A 16,162-nucleotide genomic window follows, 5' to 3' on the forward strand; every position below is an offset into this window, starting at 1 on the left:
GGGAGCGGGCGGCGGCCAGGGGGTCGTTGGCGATGGTGGTGGGGGCCGGGGCCGTGGAGATGGCCCACTCGGGGTCCTTGAGGCCGTGGCCGGTGACCGTGCAGACCACGGTGGAGCCGGGCGGGACCCGGCCCGCGGCGGCCTGCTGCAGCAGGCCGGCCACGCTGGCCGCGCTGCCCAGCTCGACGAAGACGCCGACCTCCCGGGCCAGCAGCCGGTACGCCGACAGGATCTCCCGGTCGGTGACCGCCGCGATCAGGCCGTCCGAGGCGTCCCGGGCGTCGACCGCCTTGGTCCAGCTCGCCGGGTTGCCGATCCGGATGGCGGTGGCGATGGTGGACGGCTCGTGCACGACCTGGCCGGTGACGATGGGGGCGGCGCCGGCGGCCTGGAAGCCGTACATCTTCGGTGCCTTTGTGGCGTTGCCGGCCGACCGGTCCTCCGAGTAGCCCATCCAGTAGGCGGAGATGTTGCCGGCGTTGCCGACCGGCAGGCAGTGGATGTCCGGCGCGTCGCCGAGCGCCTCGACGATCTCGAAGGCGGCGGTCTTCTGCCCGTGCAGCCGGTTGATGTTGACCGAGTTGACCAGGGCCACCGGGTAGTCCTGGGCGAGCTTGCCGGCCAGCGCCAGGCAGTCGTCGAAGTTGCCCTGGACCTGGAGCAGCCTGGCGCCGTGCACCAGCGCCTGGGCCAGCTTGCCCAGCGCGATCTTGCCCTGCGGCACCAGCACCGCACAGGTGATCCCGGCCCGGGCCGCGTACGCGGCGGCGGAGGCGCTGGTGTTGCCGGTGGAGGCGCAGATGATCGCCTTGTCACCGGCCTCGACCGCCTTGGAGACCGCGACGGTCATGCCCCGGTCCTTGAACGAGCCGGTCGGGTTGGCCCCCTCGACCTTGAGGTGCACCTCGCAGCCGAGCCGGGCGGAGAGCACCGGCGCGGGCAGCAGTGGGGTGTTCCCCTCGTGCAGGGTGACGACCGGGGTGGCGTCGGTGACCGGCAGCCGGTCCCGGTACGTCTCGATCAGGCCCCGCCACATGTCGCTCTCCTCGCCTCTACCGGCCCTGTCGCATGTCAAGCCTGGACCAGCAACCCGGGTCGCCGCCCGGCGCACCCGGCATTAACCACCTGACGGGACACCGCCTACAGCCCGCCCTCGACCCGCAGCACGCTCGTCACCGACCGGACGATCTCCAGCCCGCGCAGCGCGCGGACGGTGGCCGCGAGCGCGGCGTCCGGCGCCACGTGGGTGACGATGACCAGTTCGGCGTCGGAGCCCCGGCCGGCGGGGCCGCCACCCGCCGGGCCCTGCCGCACGGTGGCGATGGAGACCTCGTGCCGGGCGAACACCCCGGCCACCGCCTCCAGCACACCCGGCCGGTCCGCCACGTCGAGGCTGATGTGGTAGCGGGTCAGCGCCTCGCCCATCGGCCGCACCGCCAGGTCGGCGTACGCGGACTCGCTGGCCGCGTGCACCCCGGCGAGCCTGTTACGGGCCACCGCCACCACGTCGCCGAGGACGGCGCTGGCGGTCGGCGCGCCGCCCGCGCCGCGGCCGTAGAACATCAGCTGCCCAGCCGCCTCGGCCTCGACGAAGACCGCGTTGAACGCGTCGCCGACGCTCGCCAGCGGGTGGGTCAGCGGGAGCATCGCCGGGTGCACCCGCACGCCGACCGTCTCCCGGCCCGCCGCGTCGGTGTTGCGGGCGGCGATGCAGAGCAGCTTGATGGTGCACCCCATCGCCTTCGCGCTGGCCACGTCCGCGGTGGTCACCTCGGTGATGCCCTCCCGGTGCACGTCGGCGGCGGTGACCCGGGTGTGGAAGGCCAGCGAGGCGAGGATGGCGGCCTTGGCGGCGGCGTCGAAGCCCTCCACGTCGGCCGTCGGGTCCGCCTCGGCGTACCCCAGCTCGGTGGCCTCTTCGAGGGCCTCCGCGAAGCCGGCGCCGGTGGCGTCCATCGCGGAGAGGATGAAGTTGGTGGTGCCGTTGACGATGCCGGTGACCCGGTTGATCCGGTCCCCGTGCAGCGACTCGCGCAGCGGGCGCAGCAGCGGGATCGCCCCGGCGACCGACGCCTCGTAGTAGAGGTCGGCCCCGCCCTCGGCGGCCGCGTCGTGCAGCGTCGCGCCGTCCTCGGCGAGCAGCGCCTTGTTGGCGGTGACCACGCTCTTGCCGGCGCGCAGCGCCTCGACCAGCCAACCGCGGGCCGGCTCGATACCGCCGACGACCTCCACCACGATGTCGACGTCGTCCCGCTTGATCAGGCCGAGCGGGTCGGTGGTGAACAGGGCGGGGTCGACGGGCAGGTCGCCGCGGTCCCGGCCGAGCCGGCGGACGGCGATCCCGGCGATCTCCAGCGGGGCGCCGATCCGGGCGGCGAGGTCGGCCGACTGCTCGTGCAGCAGCCGCACCACGTCGCTGCCGACGGTGCCGCAGCCGAGCAGCGCCAGGCGCACAGGTGAGGTCATCCGACATCCAATGCGAGCAGGTCTTCTTCGGTCTCCCGTCGAACGATCAGACGGGCCCGACCGTCGCGGACGGCCACGACCGACGGCCGCGGGACATGGTTGTAGTTGCTGGCCATGCTCCGGCAGTAGGCCCCGGTGCCGGGCACCGCGACAAGATCTCCGGGCTGCACGTCGGCGGGCAGGAATTCATCCTTCACCACGATGTCCCCGGACTCACAGTGCTTTCCCACCACGCGGGCGAGCAGCGGCTCGACCGACGACGCCCGGTTGGCCACCGTCGCCGAGTACGACGCGTCGTAGAGCGCGGTGCGGATGTTGTCGCTCATCCCGCCGTCCACGCTCACGTACGTCCGGATCCCGTCGACGTCCTTGACCGTGCCGACCTCGTAGAGGGTGAAGACGGCGGGCCCGACGATGGCCCGGCCGGGCTCGATGGAGAGGTGCGGCACGGCGAGCTTCTCGGCCGCGCACTCCCCGTCGACGATCTTGCGGAGCCGCTTGGCCAGGTCGTGCGGCGCGGCCGGGTCGTCCTGGGTGGTGTACGCGATGCCGAAGCCGCCGCCCAGGTCCAGCTCGGGCAGCTCCACGCCGCGGGCGTCGCGGATCTGCGCCTGGAGGCCGAGCACCCGGCGGGCGGAGACCTCGAAGCCGCTGGCGTCGAAGATCTGCGACCCGATGTGCGAGTGCAGCCCGCGCAGCTCCAGCACGTCCTCGTCGATGACCTTGAAGGCCGCCGCCGCGGCCGCCCCGCCGGCCAGCGAGAAACCGAACTTCTGGTCCTCGTGCGCGGTGGCGATGAACTCGTGGGTGTGCGCCTCCACGCCGACCGTCACCCGGATCAGCACCCGGGGGCGTACGCCGCGCTCGCGGGCCAACGCGGTGAGCCGGTCGATCTCGGTGAACGAGTCGAGGATGATCCGGCCCACCCCGGCGTCGAGGGCCCGGCTCAGCTCGGCCACGGACTTGTTGTTGCCGTGGAAGCCGATCCGCTCCGGCGGCATCCCCGCCGACAGCGCGGTGGCCAGCTCGCCGCCCGTGCAGACGTCGAGGAACATGCCCTCCTCGGCAATCATCCGGACCACCGCCCGGCAGAGGAACGCCTTGCCGGCGTAGTAGACGTCCGCGTCCGGGAAGGCGGCCCGGAACTCCCGACAGCGCGTCCGCAGGTCGTCCTCGTCGAGGACGTACACCGGGGTGCCGTACTCCGCGGCGAGGTCGCGGACACTGAGCCCCGCGACGGCGAGCGCGCCGTCGGCGGCCCGGGTCACGTTGCGCGGCCAGAGCTGCGGCACCAGGGCGTTGACGTCGCCCGGCGGACGCAGCCAGGGCGGGCGGCTGCCGATGTCACCGTGCAGGGCACCGGCCTCGTGAGCGCGCATCTGGAGTTACATCCTCTCCGGGGCGGAGACGCCGAGCAGGCGCAGGCCGTTGGCGATGACCATCCGGGTGGCGTCGTTCAGCCAGAGCCGGGCCCGGTGGGTGTCGGTGATCTCCTCGTCGCCCTGCGGGGTCACCCGGCACTGGTCGTAGAACCGGTGGAACGCCGGCGCCACGTCCCGCTCCAGGTAGTGCGCAAGCCGGTGCGGCTGGCGCAGCTCGGCGGCGGTGGCCACCACGGCCGGGAACCCGGCGAGCGCTTTGAGCAGCTCGTGCTCCTTCTCGTGGGCGAGCAGCTCCGGGCGGAAGTCCTCCGGCGCGCCCCGGGTCAGCCCCACCTCGGCAGCCTGCCGCGCGACGCCGGCCGTCCGCGCGCCCACGTACTGGACGTAGTAGACCGGGTTGTCGTTCTTGGCCCGGGTCCACAGCTCCACGTCGATGTCGATGGGCGAGTCGGCCGAGTAGCGGGCGAGCGCGTACCGGGCGGCGTCCACGCCGATCGCGTCGACCAGGTCCTCCAGGGTGACCACGGTGCCGGCCCGCTTGCTCATCCGCACCGGGGCGCCGTCACGGACCAGGTTGACCAGCTGGCCGATGAGGATCTCCAGATTGCGCTCCGGGTCGTCGCCGAAGCAGGCGGCCATCGCCTTCATCCGGCCGAGGTAGCCGTGGTGGTCGGCGCCCAGCATGATCACCACGCGCTCGAACCCGCGCTCGCGCTTGTCCAGGTAGTACGCGCAGTCGGCGGCGAAGTACGTCCACTCGCCGTTGGACTTGCGCAGCACCCGGTCCTTGTCGTCGCCGAAGTCGGTGGTGCGCAGCCAGGTGGCGCCTTCGGCCTCGAAGACGTGCCCCTGCTCGCGCAGCCGGGCCAGCGCCTGGTCCAGCTCGCCCCGGTCGTGCAGGTCCTTCTCGTTGAAGTAGGTGTCGAACTCGACGCCGAAGTCGCGCAGCGAGGACTTGATCTCCTCGAACATCAGCGCGACGCCCTCGGCCCGGAACACCTCCTGGGCGGCGGCGTCGTCCAGCTCCAGCACGTCCGGCCGGCGCTTGACCACCTCGGCGGCGATCTCCGCGAGGTACGCCCCGCCGTAGCCGTCCTCCGGGGCCGGCTCGCCCTTGGCGGCGGCGAGCAGCGACCGGGCGAACCGGTCGATCTGGGAGCCGGCGTCGTTGAAGTAGTACTCGGTGCCGACGTCCGCCCCGGTGGCACGGAGCAGCCGGCTCAGCGCGTCGCCGACGGCCGCCCAGCGGACCCCGCCGATGTGCACCGGGCCGGTCGGGTTCGCCGAGACGAACTCCAGGTTGATCTTCTGGCCGGCGAGGGTGTCGCTGCGGCCGTACTCCGGGCCCGACTCGACGATCATCTTGGCGAGCTGCCCGGCGGCGGCCGCGTCGAGCCGGATGTTCAGGAAGCCCGGGCCGGCGATCTCCACCGACTTGATCCCGGGCGCCCGGCCCAGCCGCTCGGCCAGGGCGGCGGCCAGCTCCCGTGGGGGTACGCCGACCTTCTTGCTGAGCTGCAGCGCCAGCGTCGAGGCGTAGTCGCCGTGCTCGGGGTTACGGGGTCGCTCGACGACGGTCTGCGCGGGCAGCGCGGACGGATCCAGCCCCCGGTCGACGAAGACGGCGTGGGCTGCGGAGAGGACGACCTCGGCGAGTTCTGCGGGAGTCACCGAACCATGTTATCGGGGGTAGACTCGGGCACCGCGGCGGCGACCCAGCATGTGAACGCGCCCGCCAGCTCCCTGACCGACCGACCTGACGAGGCACGATGAGCATCAGCACCCCGGGCGGCCCGGAACGCCGCCCGACCGTGGTCAGCACCGGCAAGAAGCCGGCCGCCGGCCGGCCGGCCGCTGCCGACAAGCCGTCCGGTGGCAAGGCCGGCGCCGGCAAGGGCACGCCGCGGCAGACCGCCGGCGGCAAGGGCCGCAAGCCGATCGCGCCGGTCAAGGTGAGCCAGGGCCGCGCGTGGGGTCCGATCGCGCTCTTCGTCGCCGTCGGCGTGCTGGCGGCCGCCATCATCGGCTACGGCGCCTTCGCGGCCTACCGCGGTTCGCAGCCGTGGCAGGAGCGGGCCGATGCGATCAATGGCGTCGTCGACTTCCGCAAGAAGGACAAGGCGCTGGTCGAGGGCGGCAAGCACCAGCAGGGCGCGATCAAGTACGACGTCCTCCCGCCGGTCGCCGGCCCGCACAACCCGTCCTGGCAGAACTGCATGGGCGACGTCTACGACGCCCCGATCGCCAACGAGCACGCGGTGCACAGCCTGGAGCACGGCACGGTCTGGATCACCTACCGGCCGGACCTGCCGGCCGACCAGGTGGCCAAGCTCAAGGCCAAGGTGCAGGGCAAGGACAAGCTGATGCTCAGCCCGTTCGAGGGGCTGGACAAGCCGATCTCGCTCCAGGCCTGGGGCTTCCAGCTCAAGGTCGACAACGCCGACGACGGCCGGATCGACGAGTTCATCAAGACGCTGCGGGTCAACGCCTCCATCGAGGGCCCGAACGCCAACTGCGCCCAGGGCGTCACCGCGACCGGCACCACGCCGCGTGACCTGGGCCAGCAGATGCCTGAGCAGCCCACCCAGTAAGGATGCCGATGACCGCACCCGTCACGACGGACAGCGCGCCCGACGAGGCCCCGGTCGCCGCCGACGGCGGCCGGGGGGCCACGCGCCGGTTCGGCACGCTGGCCCTGGCCGCTGCCGTCGTGGTCGGGCTGCTCCTCGGGTACGCGGGCGGCCTGCTCACCCCGACGGTCACCCGACCGGGTGACAGCTCGGCCGAGGCGGGCTTCGCCCGGGACATGAGCACCCACCACGCCCAGGCGGTGCAGCTCGGGCTGATGGCCTTCCAGCAGGGCGAGGACCCCGAGGTACGCCAGATCGGGGGCGACATCGCCACCGGCCAGCAGGGCGAGATCGGCACCATGCAGACGTGGCTGCGGCTATGGAAGCTGGACCCGACCGGGGACCAGCCGGCGATGGCCTGGATGCCGGACGGCGCCGGGCTGGTGAAGGACGGGTTGATGCCCGGCATGGCCACCCCGGCGGAGCTCACCACGCTGAGCGGGTCGCGGGGGCGCCAGTTCGACGTGCTCTTCCTCCAGCTGATGATCCGGCACCATCTCGGCGGGATCCACATGATCCAGGGCATCCTCGACGAGGGGCACGACGACGACGTGCTGACGGTCGCGCAGACCATGAAGAACACCCAGCAGACGGACCTCACCAACCTTCAGGCGGCGCTCAAGCGCCTGGGCGGCTGATCCGTCGTACCGTCCCGCACCGAGGGGCCCGCGTCGTCCGCGACGCAGGCCCCTCGGCGTCTCCGGCGGGCACCTGCCCGTTATGCCGCTTTATAACGGTTTGAGCTATCCGACCGATTACGTTGCTTGGAGACTTTTCTCCCCACATATCGTGACCAGTTGTGATTCGGGCTCGTTGCCCAAGACGTGGGGGTTGCACTCAGAGACGCAGGGCGCTCGGTCACCAGTTGGTGCCGGCGCCACACCATCGGCGGTGACGGGGCGGTGGCAGCCGTCCGTCGCGGACTGCGGCAGGGCGAGTCGGGAACGCTCAGCCGCGAACAGGAACTCGAACTGATCGACGCGCTGCGGGGCGTCCACCCCGACGAGTTCGGCCTGGACGAGGAGCTCTGGACGCGACAGAGCCTGAACGCCCTCATCCAGCGCCGGTTCGACCTGACGATGGACGCCGGCACGGTCGGGGCGTACCTGCGGGCCTGGGGGTTGGGTCCGCGGGAGCCCCGGGAGCGCGCCTGCGGGCTCTGTGTCGGCGCGGTCGAGCGGTGGGTACGCGGCGAGTACCCGGCGATCATCCGGGCCGCCCAGGAGCACCTCGCCGAGGTCTACTGGATCGGCCGGGTACGGCTGCGCGGCACCATGCCGGCGGCGGACGTGGTCTCCGCGGTCTCCTCCCGGGGCCGGGTGCGCTTCATGATCACCACGCCCACGGTCGACCCGCCGCTCCCCCGCGACTTCGTGCTGCGACTAAGCGGCGCCGAGGAGCGGACGGTGCACCTGATCGTGGACGGCTCCTGGCCGAAGAACGAGTGGCCGCGCCGACTGCCCCGGCGCATCGTCCTGCACCCGCTGCCCAGCTGCGGCCGCGCCCTGGTCGCCGCCTGACCGGTTGCCGACTGGCGGCGGCGCACGATCGGCCGCGGACCGTCGCGCCCGCGAGCGGCCCCGTCCGACCGGCGGTAGCGACACGTCGCGGGCCGCCGGATACCGATTGGGCGATCCCGGAGGGGGTTTGCTACTCTTCTCGGGTCGCTGAGCCCCCGTAGCTCAGGGGATAGAGCACCGCCCTCCGGAGGCGGGGGCGCAGGTTCGAATCCTGCCGGGGGCACAACAAAAACCAACGAGAAACGCCCCGGCGCACGCCGGGGCGTTTTCCGTGTGGCAGGTCCTGCCCGGCCGCCGGACGGCCCTTCCGGCTCCGACCACCCACCGGTAACGCCGCGTCGAGGCGCCCCGGCCGCCCCCGGGAGATCCCCAGGTCACAGCCGGCGACCCCGCGCGATCGGGCCCCACGGACGGGGCGTGGGATGCCTTAGTGGCTGCTGAGGGCAGCGTGACGGCATGGTGACGCAGAGCACCGCCATATTGCGGGATTGTTACCCGCGCAGGCCTCCCAGCCCTTGCGAATCGCCTTCGGGTCGGAATACGTTGCCGTCGGCAACAAAAACAGCGAAGGCCATCCCCCCGGAGGCATCCATGACGTTGGCGAGGTGGTACGAGCGATGAGCGACGTGCCCATCCTCCTGGAGATGCGTTCCATCACCAAGGAGTTCCCCGGAGTCAAGGCCCTCTCCGACGTCAACCTGGTGGTGCGCGCCGGCGAGATCCACGCCATCTGCGGTGAGAACGGTGCCGGCAAGTCCACGCTGATGAAGGTCCTCAGCGGGGTCTACCCGTACGGCACGTACGACGGTCAGATCATCTACCAGGGTGCGGAGACCCGCTTCTCCGACATCCGCTCCAGCGAAAACGCCGGGATCGTGATCATCCACCAGGAGCTCGCGCTCATCCCGGACATGTCGATCGCCGAGAACATCTTCCTCGGCAACGAACCCCGCAAGCGCGGCGCGATCGACTGGAAGTCCGCGAACCGGATGGCGCTGGACCTGATGGCCCGGGTCGGCCTGCAGGAGGACCCGGACACCCTGATCAAGGACATCGGGGTCGGCAAGCAGCAGCTCGTGGAGATCGCCAAGGCGTTCGCCAAGGACGTGAAGCTGCTCATCCTGGACGAGCCGACCGCCGCGCTGAACGAGGCCGACTCGCGGCACCTGCTGGACCTGCTCCGCGGTTTCCGCTCGCGCGGCATCACCTCGATCATGATCTCGCACAAGCTGAACGAGATCGAGGCGATCGCCGACCAGATCACCATCCTGCGCGACGGCCGGACCGTGGAGACGCTGGACGTCAAGGCGGACGGCGCCGACGAGGACCGGATCGTGCGGGGCATGGTCGGTCGCGAGCTGAGCAGCCGGTTCCCGGACCACACCCCGAAGATCGGCGAGGTCTTCTTCGAGGTCCGCGACTGGAACGTCCGGCACCCGATCTCCGCCGAGCGGCAGGTCTGCAAGAACGAGAGCTTCGTCGTCCGCCGCGGCGAGATCGTGGGCTTCGCCGGGCTGATGGGCGCGGGCCGCACCGAGCTGGCGATGAGCGTCTTCGGCCGCTCGTACGGGGTGTACGAGTCGGGCACGATCATCAAGGACGGCAAGGAGATCGTGCTGAAGTCGGTGGCGGACGCGATCGCCCACGGGCTCGCGTACGTCAGCGAGGACCGCAAGGCGATCGGCCTCAACCTGCTCGACGACATCAAGGCGTCCACGGTGGCCGCCAAGCTGTCCAAGATCTCGCACCACGGTGTCCTCGACGAGGTGGCGGAGTACAAGGCGGCCGAGGCGTACCGCAAGGAACTGCGGACCAAGGCCCCGACGGTCGACGAGAGCGTCTCCAAGCTCTCGGGCGGCAACCAGCAGAAGGTCGTGCTGGCGAAGTGGATGTTCACGGACCCGGACCTGCTGATCCTCGACGAGCCGACCCGCGGTATCGACGTGGGCGCCAAGTACGAGATCTACGGCATCATCCAGCGGCTCGCCGACCAGGGGAAGGGCGTCGTCGTCATCTCCTCGGAACTGCCTGAGCTGATCGGGCTCTGCGACCGCATCTACACCGTGTTCGAAGGCACCATCACCGGCGAGATCGCCCGGCAGGACGCGGACCCGGAAACCCTCATGAAGCAGATGACCTCGACGAAGAAGATGCAGACACGATGAGCCGACTGAAGGACCTGCAGAAGAACCTCTTCGGAGGCACCACGTCCAACGCCCGTCAGTTCGGGATGATCTTCACCCTGGTGGCGATCATCGTCCTGTTCCAGATCCTGACGGACGGCCTGACGCTGCGATCGGACAACCTGATCGCGCTGTTCAACCAGAACTCGTACATCCTGATCCTGGCCATCGGCATGCTGATGGTGATCGTCGCCGGGCACATCGACCTCTCGGTCGGCTCGATCGCCGCCTTCACCGGCATCCTGGTGGCCAAGTCGATGGCGGAGTGGTCGCTGCCCTGGCCGGTCGCCATCCTGTTCGGCCTGGCGATCGGCGCGATCATCGGCGCCTGGCAGGGCTTCTGGGTGGCCTACATCGGGGTGCCGGCATTCATCGTCACCCTGGCGGGCATGCTGCTGTTCCGCGGCGGCAACCAGTTCATCGGCAACGCGAACACGATCCCGGTGCCCGAGGGCTTCCGGGTGATCGGCTCCGGCTTCCTGCCCGAGGCCGGGCCGGACACCGGCTACAACAACCTGACCCTGCTGCTCGGCCTCGCCGCGTGCGTAGCCGTGGTGTGGCGGGAGTTCCAGGCGCGCAAGACGCGCCGGGAGATGGACGCCGATCCCGCCCCGATGTGGGTCTCGGTGCTGCGGATGGCCGTCATGGTCGGCGCGATCGTCTTCGCCTCGCTGCGCTTCGCCAGCGGCCGGGTCGGCACCAGCTTCCCGGTCTCCGGCATCATCCTGGTGGCGCTGATCCTGATCTACTCCTTCTACACCCGGAACACCGCCGGCGGCCGGCACATCTACGCCGTCGGTGGCAACTCCCGGGCCGCGGAGCTCTCCGGTGTGAAGCTCAAGCGGGTCAACTTCTTCGTCATGATGAACATGGCCGTCCTGGCCGCACTGGCCGGCATGATCTTCGTGGCCCGTTCGGCGGCCTCCGGCCCGCAGGACGGCAACGGCTGGGAGCTGGACGCGATCGCCGCGGTCTTCATCGGTGGCGCGGCCGTCGCCGGCGGCATCGGCACCATCAGCGGCTCGATCGTCGGTGGTCTGGTCATGGCCGTGCTCAACAACGGCCTCCAGCTCCTCGGCGTCGGGACCGACCGGGTCCAGATCATCAAGGGCCTGGTCCTGCTGCTGGCCGTCGCGATCGACGTCTACAACAAGAGCCAGGGACGCTTCTCGGTCATCGGGAGCATCACGCGCTCGTTCCGTCGTGACACACCCACCCCACCCACGTCATCGTCCGACGCGGAGCGCGAGCCCGCCCGGACGGCGGTGTCCGGCTGACGGTCACCAGACCTCTCCCCCGTATCACCTCTCCAGAAGGGTTCTACCCAGTCATGCGTAATCTCATTGGCAAGTCGGTGGCCATCGGTGCCATCGCGGCGCTCGCTCTCACCGCGACCGCCTGCGGCTCCGGCCGCGACGGGGACTCCGGCGGCTCGAAGGGCGACACCAAGGGCTTCGCGGCCGACTCCCTGATCGGCGTCGCCCTGCCGTCGAAGACCTCGGAGAACTGGGTCCTCGCCGGTGACCTGTTCACCAACGGCCTCAAGGAGGCCGGTTTCAAGAGCGACGTGCAGTACGCCGGCGCGTCCACCACGGTCGCCGACCAGCAGGCGCAGATCACCGCCATGGTCACCAAGGGCGCCAAGGTCATCGTCATCGGCGCGACCGACGCCGCGCAGCTGTCGACCCAGGTCGCCGCGGCGCACGCGGCCGGCGCGAAGGTCATCGCGTACGACCGTCTGATCACCAACACGCCGGACCTCGACTACTACGTCGCGTTCGACAACTTCAAGGTCGGCCAGCTCCAGGGCCAGGCCCTGCTGGACGGCATGAAGGCCAAGAAGCCGAACGGCCCGTACAACATCGAGCTCTTCTCCGGCTCGCCGGACGACAACAACGCCGGTGTCTTCTTCAACGGCGCGATGAGCGTGCTCAAGCCGGAGATCGACAAGGGCAACGTCGTCGTCGCCTCGAAGCAGACCGACGTCAAGCAGACCGCCATCCAGGGCTGGAAGGCCGAGGGTGCGCAGGCCCGCATGGACCAGCTGCTGACCTCGACCTACGGCAACAAGGAGCTGGACGGCGTTCTCTCCCCGAACGACACGCTGGCCCGCGCGATCATCACCTCGATCAAGGGCGCCGGCAAGCCGGTCCCGGTCGTCAGCGGCCAGGACTCCGAGGTCGAGTCGGTCAAGTCGATCATGGCTGGCGAGCAGTACATGACGATCAACAAGGACACCCGGAACCTGGTCAAGCAGACCATCGCCATGGTGAAGGCCCTGCAGGCCGGTAACACCCCCGAGGTGAACGACACCAAGTCCTACAACAACGGCAGCAAGGTCGTGGACACCTACCTGCTCCCGCCGGTGGCGGTCACCAAGGCCAACGCGGCCGAGGCGTACGCGAACGACCCGAAGCTCGCGCCGCTCACCAAGTAAGCACCACAGGCTAGTCAGCAACGACGTCGGGTCCCGGAATCCTCCTTCCGGGACCCTTCGTCGTCATGGCGCCCGACAACTGCCGGAAGGAGGCCCGACCGTGGCGACACCCGTACGATCCGGCGTCCCCCGGCCCAGCCGCAACCCGGCGTTCCCGGTGCCGTCGTCGCCCGGCGCCAGCCAGGAGGAGATCCGCCGGCAGAACCTCGGCGCCGTGCTGCGCCACGTCCACGTGCACGGCCCGACCTCCCGGGCCGAGCTGACCACCCGGCTCGGCCTCAACCGCAGCACCATCGGCGCGCTCGCGGCCGACCTCGCCGCCACCGGTCTCGTCACCGAGGAGGCACCGACCACCGCCCGCCGCGCCGGGCGTCCCTCGCTGGTCGTGAGCCCGCGGTCCGAACGGGTCTACGCGCACGCGCTGAGCATCGAGGTGGACCGGCTGCGCGCCGCCCGCATCGGCCTCGGCGGTCGCATTCTCGACCTGCGCGAGGCCGGCCGCCCCTGCGGGATGTCGGCCTTCGACGCCGTCGGCCCGCTGGCCGACCTGGTCCGCGACATGGAACGCTCCGTCGCCACGGATGCGCTCTTCGTCGGCGGCGCGGTCGCCGTCGCCGACACCACCCGCGACCCCGACGGACGGATCCGCATCGGCGGTGCCGACGAGGCGCTCGGCGCGGCGCTCGGGGCCGAGCTCGCCGCCGGCCCGGGCTTCGTCGCCGCCGACATGGCTGACATCGCCGGCCTCGCCGAACACGTCCGCGGCGTGGCGGCGGGCGTCGACGATTTCGTCTACCTGCACGGGGACCTCGGCGTCAGCGCCGGCATCATCATCGGCGGCCGGCTGGTCCGCGGCCACCGGGGGCACAGCGGCAAGGTCGGCCACATGGTGGTCAACCGGGACGGCCTGCCCTGCGGGTGCGGCTCGCGCGGCTGCTGGGAGACCGAGGTCGGCGAGGCGGCGCTGCTGCGGCACGCCGGCCGGGATCCGGCGGAACGGGCCGCGGTCGCCGAGGTCCTGCGGGCCGCCGCCGACGCCGAGCCCACCGCCCGGGCGGCGGTCCAGCAGGTCGCCGACTGGCTCGGCTTCGGCGTGGCCAACCTGGTCAACGTGGTCAACCCGGACAGCGTGGTGTTCGGCGGCTACCTGCGCGAGGTCTACGCCGTCGGCGCGGACACGGTGCGCCGCCGCCTGGACGAGATGGCGCTGCCCGCCTCCCGCGAGCACGTGCGGTTGGAGGCGGCGGCCCTCGGCCGCGACGCGCCCCTGATCGGCGCCGCCGAACTGGCCTTCGACAAGCTGCTGGCCGACCCGCTCAACGCCGGCGTCGCCGGCCAGCCGGGGACCGGTCCGGCCGACGCCCCGGCCTGACCCTCGGCGGCGGCCCTGGTCGGTCGTCGACGGGTTCGGTCCGGACGGTGGCGGTCCTCAGCCACCCTCCCGGCGGGCCCGGGCCCGGCGCTTACCCTCGTGCATGGCCTGTACCCGGGCCACCGGGATGGTCCGCCCCTCGGCGACCAGGTCGGCGGGGAGCCGCTGCGGCGCGGGCATCGCCGCGGCCCACGGATCCCGGTCGGCGAGCAGCGCCGGAACGGTCCGCACGGTGAAGTCCGCCGGCGTCACCGCGGGCAGGTCGTCCCAGGCCACCGGGAAGGAGACCGGCAGGCCCGGCCGGATCCGCGGGCTGTACGCGGCCACCACCGTCGCCCCGCCGGCCCGGGTCGGGTCGATGAACACCCGGCCGCCCCGGTCCTCCCGGATGAAGGCGGTGGTGGCGAGCGCCGGGTCGAGCCGCTCGGTGTGCACCGCGAGGGCCCGGGTGGCCGCCGCCGCCTCCTCCGCGGTGGTCTCCCCGACCACCGGTACGAAGACGTGCAGACCCTTGGCGCCGCTGGTCTTGACCGCCCCGGTCAGCCCGACCCCGGCGAGCGCCCGCCGGACCAACTCGGCGGCCCGGACGACCGTGCCGAACGGGCCTCCCTCCGGCGGGTCGAGGTCGAGCACCAGGTAGGTGGGGCGGTCGGGGTGGGTCGCCGTGCCGAGCGTCGGGTGGTACTCGATCGCCCGCTGGTTGGCGAACCAGAGCAGGGTGCGCCGGTCGTCGCAGAGCGCGTACGACACCTGCCGGTGCGACGCCTCCGCCCAGACCGAGGTGCGCCGCACCCACTCCGGGGTGTACTTCGGCAGGTTCTTCTGCATGAACGGGTCCTGCCCGCGCAGCAGCCGGATCACCGAGAGCGGCCGGTCCCGCAGGCCGGGCAGGATCAGGTCCCGCACCGCGTCCAGGTAGTCGACCAGGTCCCGCTTGGTGACGTCCCCGCCGGCGAGCAGCGGTTGGTCCAGGTTGGTCAGTGCGACCCCGTCCCGGGTCTCGTCCGCCCCGCTCATCCGCCCACCTTGCCGTCCGTACCGGTCGGTGGCAACCCGACGCGGCGATCAACCGGCGAACGGGTCGCCGCCGGCGGCCAGCGCGGTCAGCATCGCGGCGGCCCGCTGCCGGGCGGCGGCGTACACGCCGGAGCCGAGACTGACCCGGGCCACCCCGAGCCGGGCCAGCTCCGCCACCCCGGGCGTGCCGGCGCGCAGGAGCACGTTGACCGGGCCGCCGACCGCCGCCACGAACCGCCCGATCAGCTCCGGGTCGGCCAGCACGATCGGGTACACGCAGTCGGCGCCGGCCGCCAGGTAGCGCCGGGCCCGGCGGACCGCCTCGTCGAACCCTGCGGCGTGGTCGGCGGTGGCGTGCAGGAAGACGTCCACCCGGGCGTTGACCACCAGGTCCGGCCCGGCCGCCGCCCGGACGGCCGCGAGCAGCTCGGCCTGTTCGGCCACGTCGCACAGCTGTCCCGTACGCGGGTCGGAATCCTCGAGGTTGAGCCCGGCCGCCCCGGTGGCGAGCAGCCCGTCGACCAGCTTCGCCGGGCGCAGCCCGTACCCGCGCTCCAGGTCGGCGGTGACCGGGACCGGGACGGACCGGACCACCCGGGCCACCGCGGCGAGCATCTCGTCGACCGGGGTGGCCTCGCCGTCGGCGTGGCCGAGCGATTCGGCGACGGCCGCGCTGCTGGTCGCGACCGCCGGGAAGCCGGCGGCGGCGACCGCGCGGGCCGACCCGGCGTCCCAGGCGTTCGGCAGGATCAGCGGGTCGCCGGGGCGGTGCAGGGCGCGCAGGGCGGCCGCGGAGCGGGAGTCGGTCATGGCCCGATTGTCGGCCGGCGGATGGCCCGCCCGTAAGCTCCAATCCCGTGCCGATGGACTGGGCCGATTTCGGCGTCGACCTGCACCTGGAGCTGGACGCGACCGGCGGCCGGCGGGCCGGGCTGGAGCGGGCGTTGCGCGCCGCGATCCGCGACGGCCGGCTGCCGCCATCGACCCGGCTGCCGGCGACCCGGGCGCTCGCCGCCGAGCTGGGCGTCGCCCGGGGTACGGTCAGCGCCGCCTACGACCAGCTGGTCGCCGAGGGCTGGCTGGTGGCCCGGGTCGGCGCGGGCACCGAGGTGAGCCCGCAGCGGCCGGCCGCCCCACCGGGTCCCGCCCCGGCGC

Annotated in this window: 14 protein-coding genes and 1 tRNA gene; 9 read left to right on the top strand and 6 right to left on the bottom strand. The window is 71.9% G+C overall.

The annotated features are described in order from the left end of the window. From thrC to argS, 4 genes are all read right to left on the bottom strand, one after another. Positions 1 to 1,036: threonine synthase (gene thrC, locus DKT69_RS23995; protein WP_109803758.1), on the bottom strand; the 1,036-nt coding region annotated here is incomplete at its 3' end. A 104-nt stretch (positions 1,037 to 1,140) separates the two neighbouring features. Continuing rightward, on the bottom strand, positions 1,141 to 2,454 hold the full coding sequence (locus DKT69_RS24000; RefSeq protein WP_201749827.1) for a homoserine dehydrogenase: 1,314 nt from the start codon (positions 2,452 to 2,454) through the stop codon (positions 1,141 to 1,143). Between the two features lie 8 nt (positions 2,455 to 2,462). Continuing rightward, the gene (lysA, locus tag DKT69_RS24005) at positions 2,463 to 3,845 is read right to left on the bottom strand and encodes a diaminopimelate decarboxylase (RefSeq protein ID WP_109803760.1); all 1,383 of its coding nucleotides are present in this window, start codon (positions 3,843 to 3,845) and stop codon (positions 2,463 to 2,465) included. A gap of 6 nt (positions 3,846 to 3,851) precedes the next feature. After that, positions 3,852 to 5,519, bottom strand: coding sequence for an arginine--tRNA ligase (gene argS, locus DKT69_RS24010; protein WP_109803761.1), 1,668 nt, complete (start codon positions 5,517 to 5,519; stop codon positions 3,852 to 3,854). A gap of 98 nt (positions 5,520 to 5,617) precedes the next feature. Between argS and DKT69_RS24015 the strand changes: the two genes are divergently transcribed. The 8 genes from DKT69_RS24015 (at position 5,618) to DKT69_RS24050 (ending at position 13,990) form a co-directional block, all read left to right on the top strand. Beyond that, complete coding sequence (locus DKT69_RS24015) at positions 5,618 to 6,439, top strand: thioredoxin-like domain-containing protein (protein WP_109803762.1); 822 nt, start codon at positions 5,618 to 5,620, stop codon at positions 6,437 to 6,439. A gap of 8 nt (positions 6,440 to 6,447) precedes the next feature. Continuing rightward, a complete protein-coding gene (locus tag DKT69_RS24020; protein ID WP_109803763.1) occupies positions 6,448 to 7,116 on the top strand; it encodes a DUF305 domain-containing protein in 669 nt (222 codons plus the stop codon). 186 nt (positions 7,117 to 7,302) lie between these two features. Then, positions 7,303 to 7,998 (top strand): winged helix-turn-helix domain-containing protein, encoded by a 696-nt coding sequence (locus DKT69_RS24025; protein ID WP_109803764.1) that lies wholly within the window; start codon positions 7,303 to 7,305, stop codon positions 7,996 to 7,998. 151 nt (positions 7,999 to 8,149) lie between these two features. Then, positions 8,150 to 8,221: transfer RNA gene (locus DKT69_RS24030), tRNA-Arg, on the top strand. Between the two features lie 394 nt (positions 8,222 to 8,615). Continuing rightward, positions 8,616 to 10,163 (top strand): multiple monosaccharide ABC transporter ATP-binding protein, encoded by a 1,548-nt coding sequence (gene mmsA, locus DKT69_RS24035; protein ID WP_109803765.1) that lies wholly within the window; start codon positions 8,616 to 8,618, stop codon positions 10,161 to 10,163. Next, complete coding sequence (gene mmsB, locus DKT69_RS24040; protein ID WP_109803766.1) at positions 10,160 to 11,458, top strand: multiple monosaccharide ABC transporter permease; 1,299 nt, start codon at positions 10,160 to 10,162, stop codon at positions 11,456 to 11,458. Before mmsA ends, mmsB begins: the two co-directional genes overlap by 4 nt. Before the next feature lie 53 nt (positions 11,459 to 11,511). Further along, a complete protein-coding gene (locus DKT69_RS24045; RefSeq protein ID WP_109803767.1) occupies positions 11,512 to 12,618 on the top strand; it encodes a substrate-binding domain-containing protein in 1,107 nt (368 codons plus the stop codon). Positions 12,619 to 12,718: 100 nt separating this feature from the next. Beyond that, positions 12,719 to 13,990, top strand: coding sequence for an ROK family transcriptional regulator (locus DKT69_RS24050; protein ID WP_109803768.1), 1,272 nt, complete (start codon positions 12,719 to 12,721; stop codon positions 13,988 to 13,990). Between the two features lie 57 nt (positions 13,991 to 14,047). Here the strand turns inward: DKT69_RS24050 and DKT69_RS24055 are convergent, their stop codons facing one another. Together DKT69_RS24055 and DKT69_RS24060 are read right to left on the bottom strand one after the other, a co-directional pair. After that, positions 14,048 to 15,007, bottom strand: coding sequence for a DNA polymerase domain-containing protein (locus DKT69_RS24055; protein WP_109803769.1), 960 nt, complete (start codon positions 15,005 to 15,007; stop codon positions 14,048 to 14,050). A 48-nt stretch (positions 15,008 to 15,055) separates the two neighbouring features. Then, positions 15,056 to 15,817 (bottom strand): isocitrate lyase/PEP mutase family protein, encoded by a 762-nt coding sequence (locus DKT69_RS24060; protein WP_109803770.1) that lies wholly within the window; start codon positions 15,815 to 15,817, stop codon positions 15,056 to 15,058. Positions 15,818 to 15,870: 53 nt separating this feature from the next. Here DKT69_RS24060 and DKT69_RS24065 point away from each other — a divergent pair. Continuing rightward, positions 15,871 to 16,162 (top strand): GntR family transcriptional regulator (locus DKT69_RS24065; protein ID WP_146231197.1); only part of this gene is annotated, 292 nt, incomplete at its 3' end.

Source organism: Micromonospora sicca (assembly GCF_003172935.1).
GTDB classification, from domain to species: Bacteria; Actinomycetota; Actinomycetes; order Mycobacteriales; family Micromonosporaceae; genus Micromonospora; species Micromonospora sicca.

Excerpts from the sequence above, each read along its gene's own strand:
- lysA (WP_109803760.1), bottom strand. The coding sequence starts at position 3,845 with ATGCGCGCTCACGAGGCCGGTGCCCTGCACGGTGACATCGGCAGCCGC.
- DKT69_RS24020 (WP_109803763.1), top strand. The coding sequence starts at position 6,448 with ATGACCGCACCCGTCACGACGGACAGCGCGCCCGACGAGGCCCCGGTC.
- mmsA (WP_109803765.1), top strand. The coding sequence starts at position 8,616 with ATGAGCGACGTGCCCATCCTCCTGGAGATGCGTTCCATCACCAAGGAG.
- DKT69_RS24055 (WP_109803769.1), bottom strand. The coding sequence starts at position 15,007 with ATGAGCGGGGCGGACGAGACCCGGGACGGGGTCGCACTGACCAACCTG.
- DKT69_RS24045 (WP_109803767.1), top strand. The coding sequence starts at position 11,512 with ATGCGTAATCTCATTGGCAAGTCGGTGGCCATCGGTGCCATCGCGGCG.
- DKT69_RS24015 (WP_109803762.1), top strand. The coding sequence starts at position 5,618 with ATGAGCATCAGCACCCCGGGCGGCCCGGAACGCCGCCCGACCGTGGTC.
- DKT69_RS24060 (WP_109803770.1), bottom strand. The coding sequence starts at position 15,817 with ATGACCGACTCCCGCTCCGCGGCCGCCCTGCGCGCCCTGCACCGCCCC.
- mmsB (WP_109803766.1), top strand. The coding sequence starts at position 10,160 with ATGAGCCGACTGAAGGACCTGCAGAAGAACCTCTTCGGAGGCACCACG.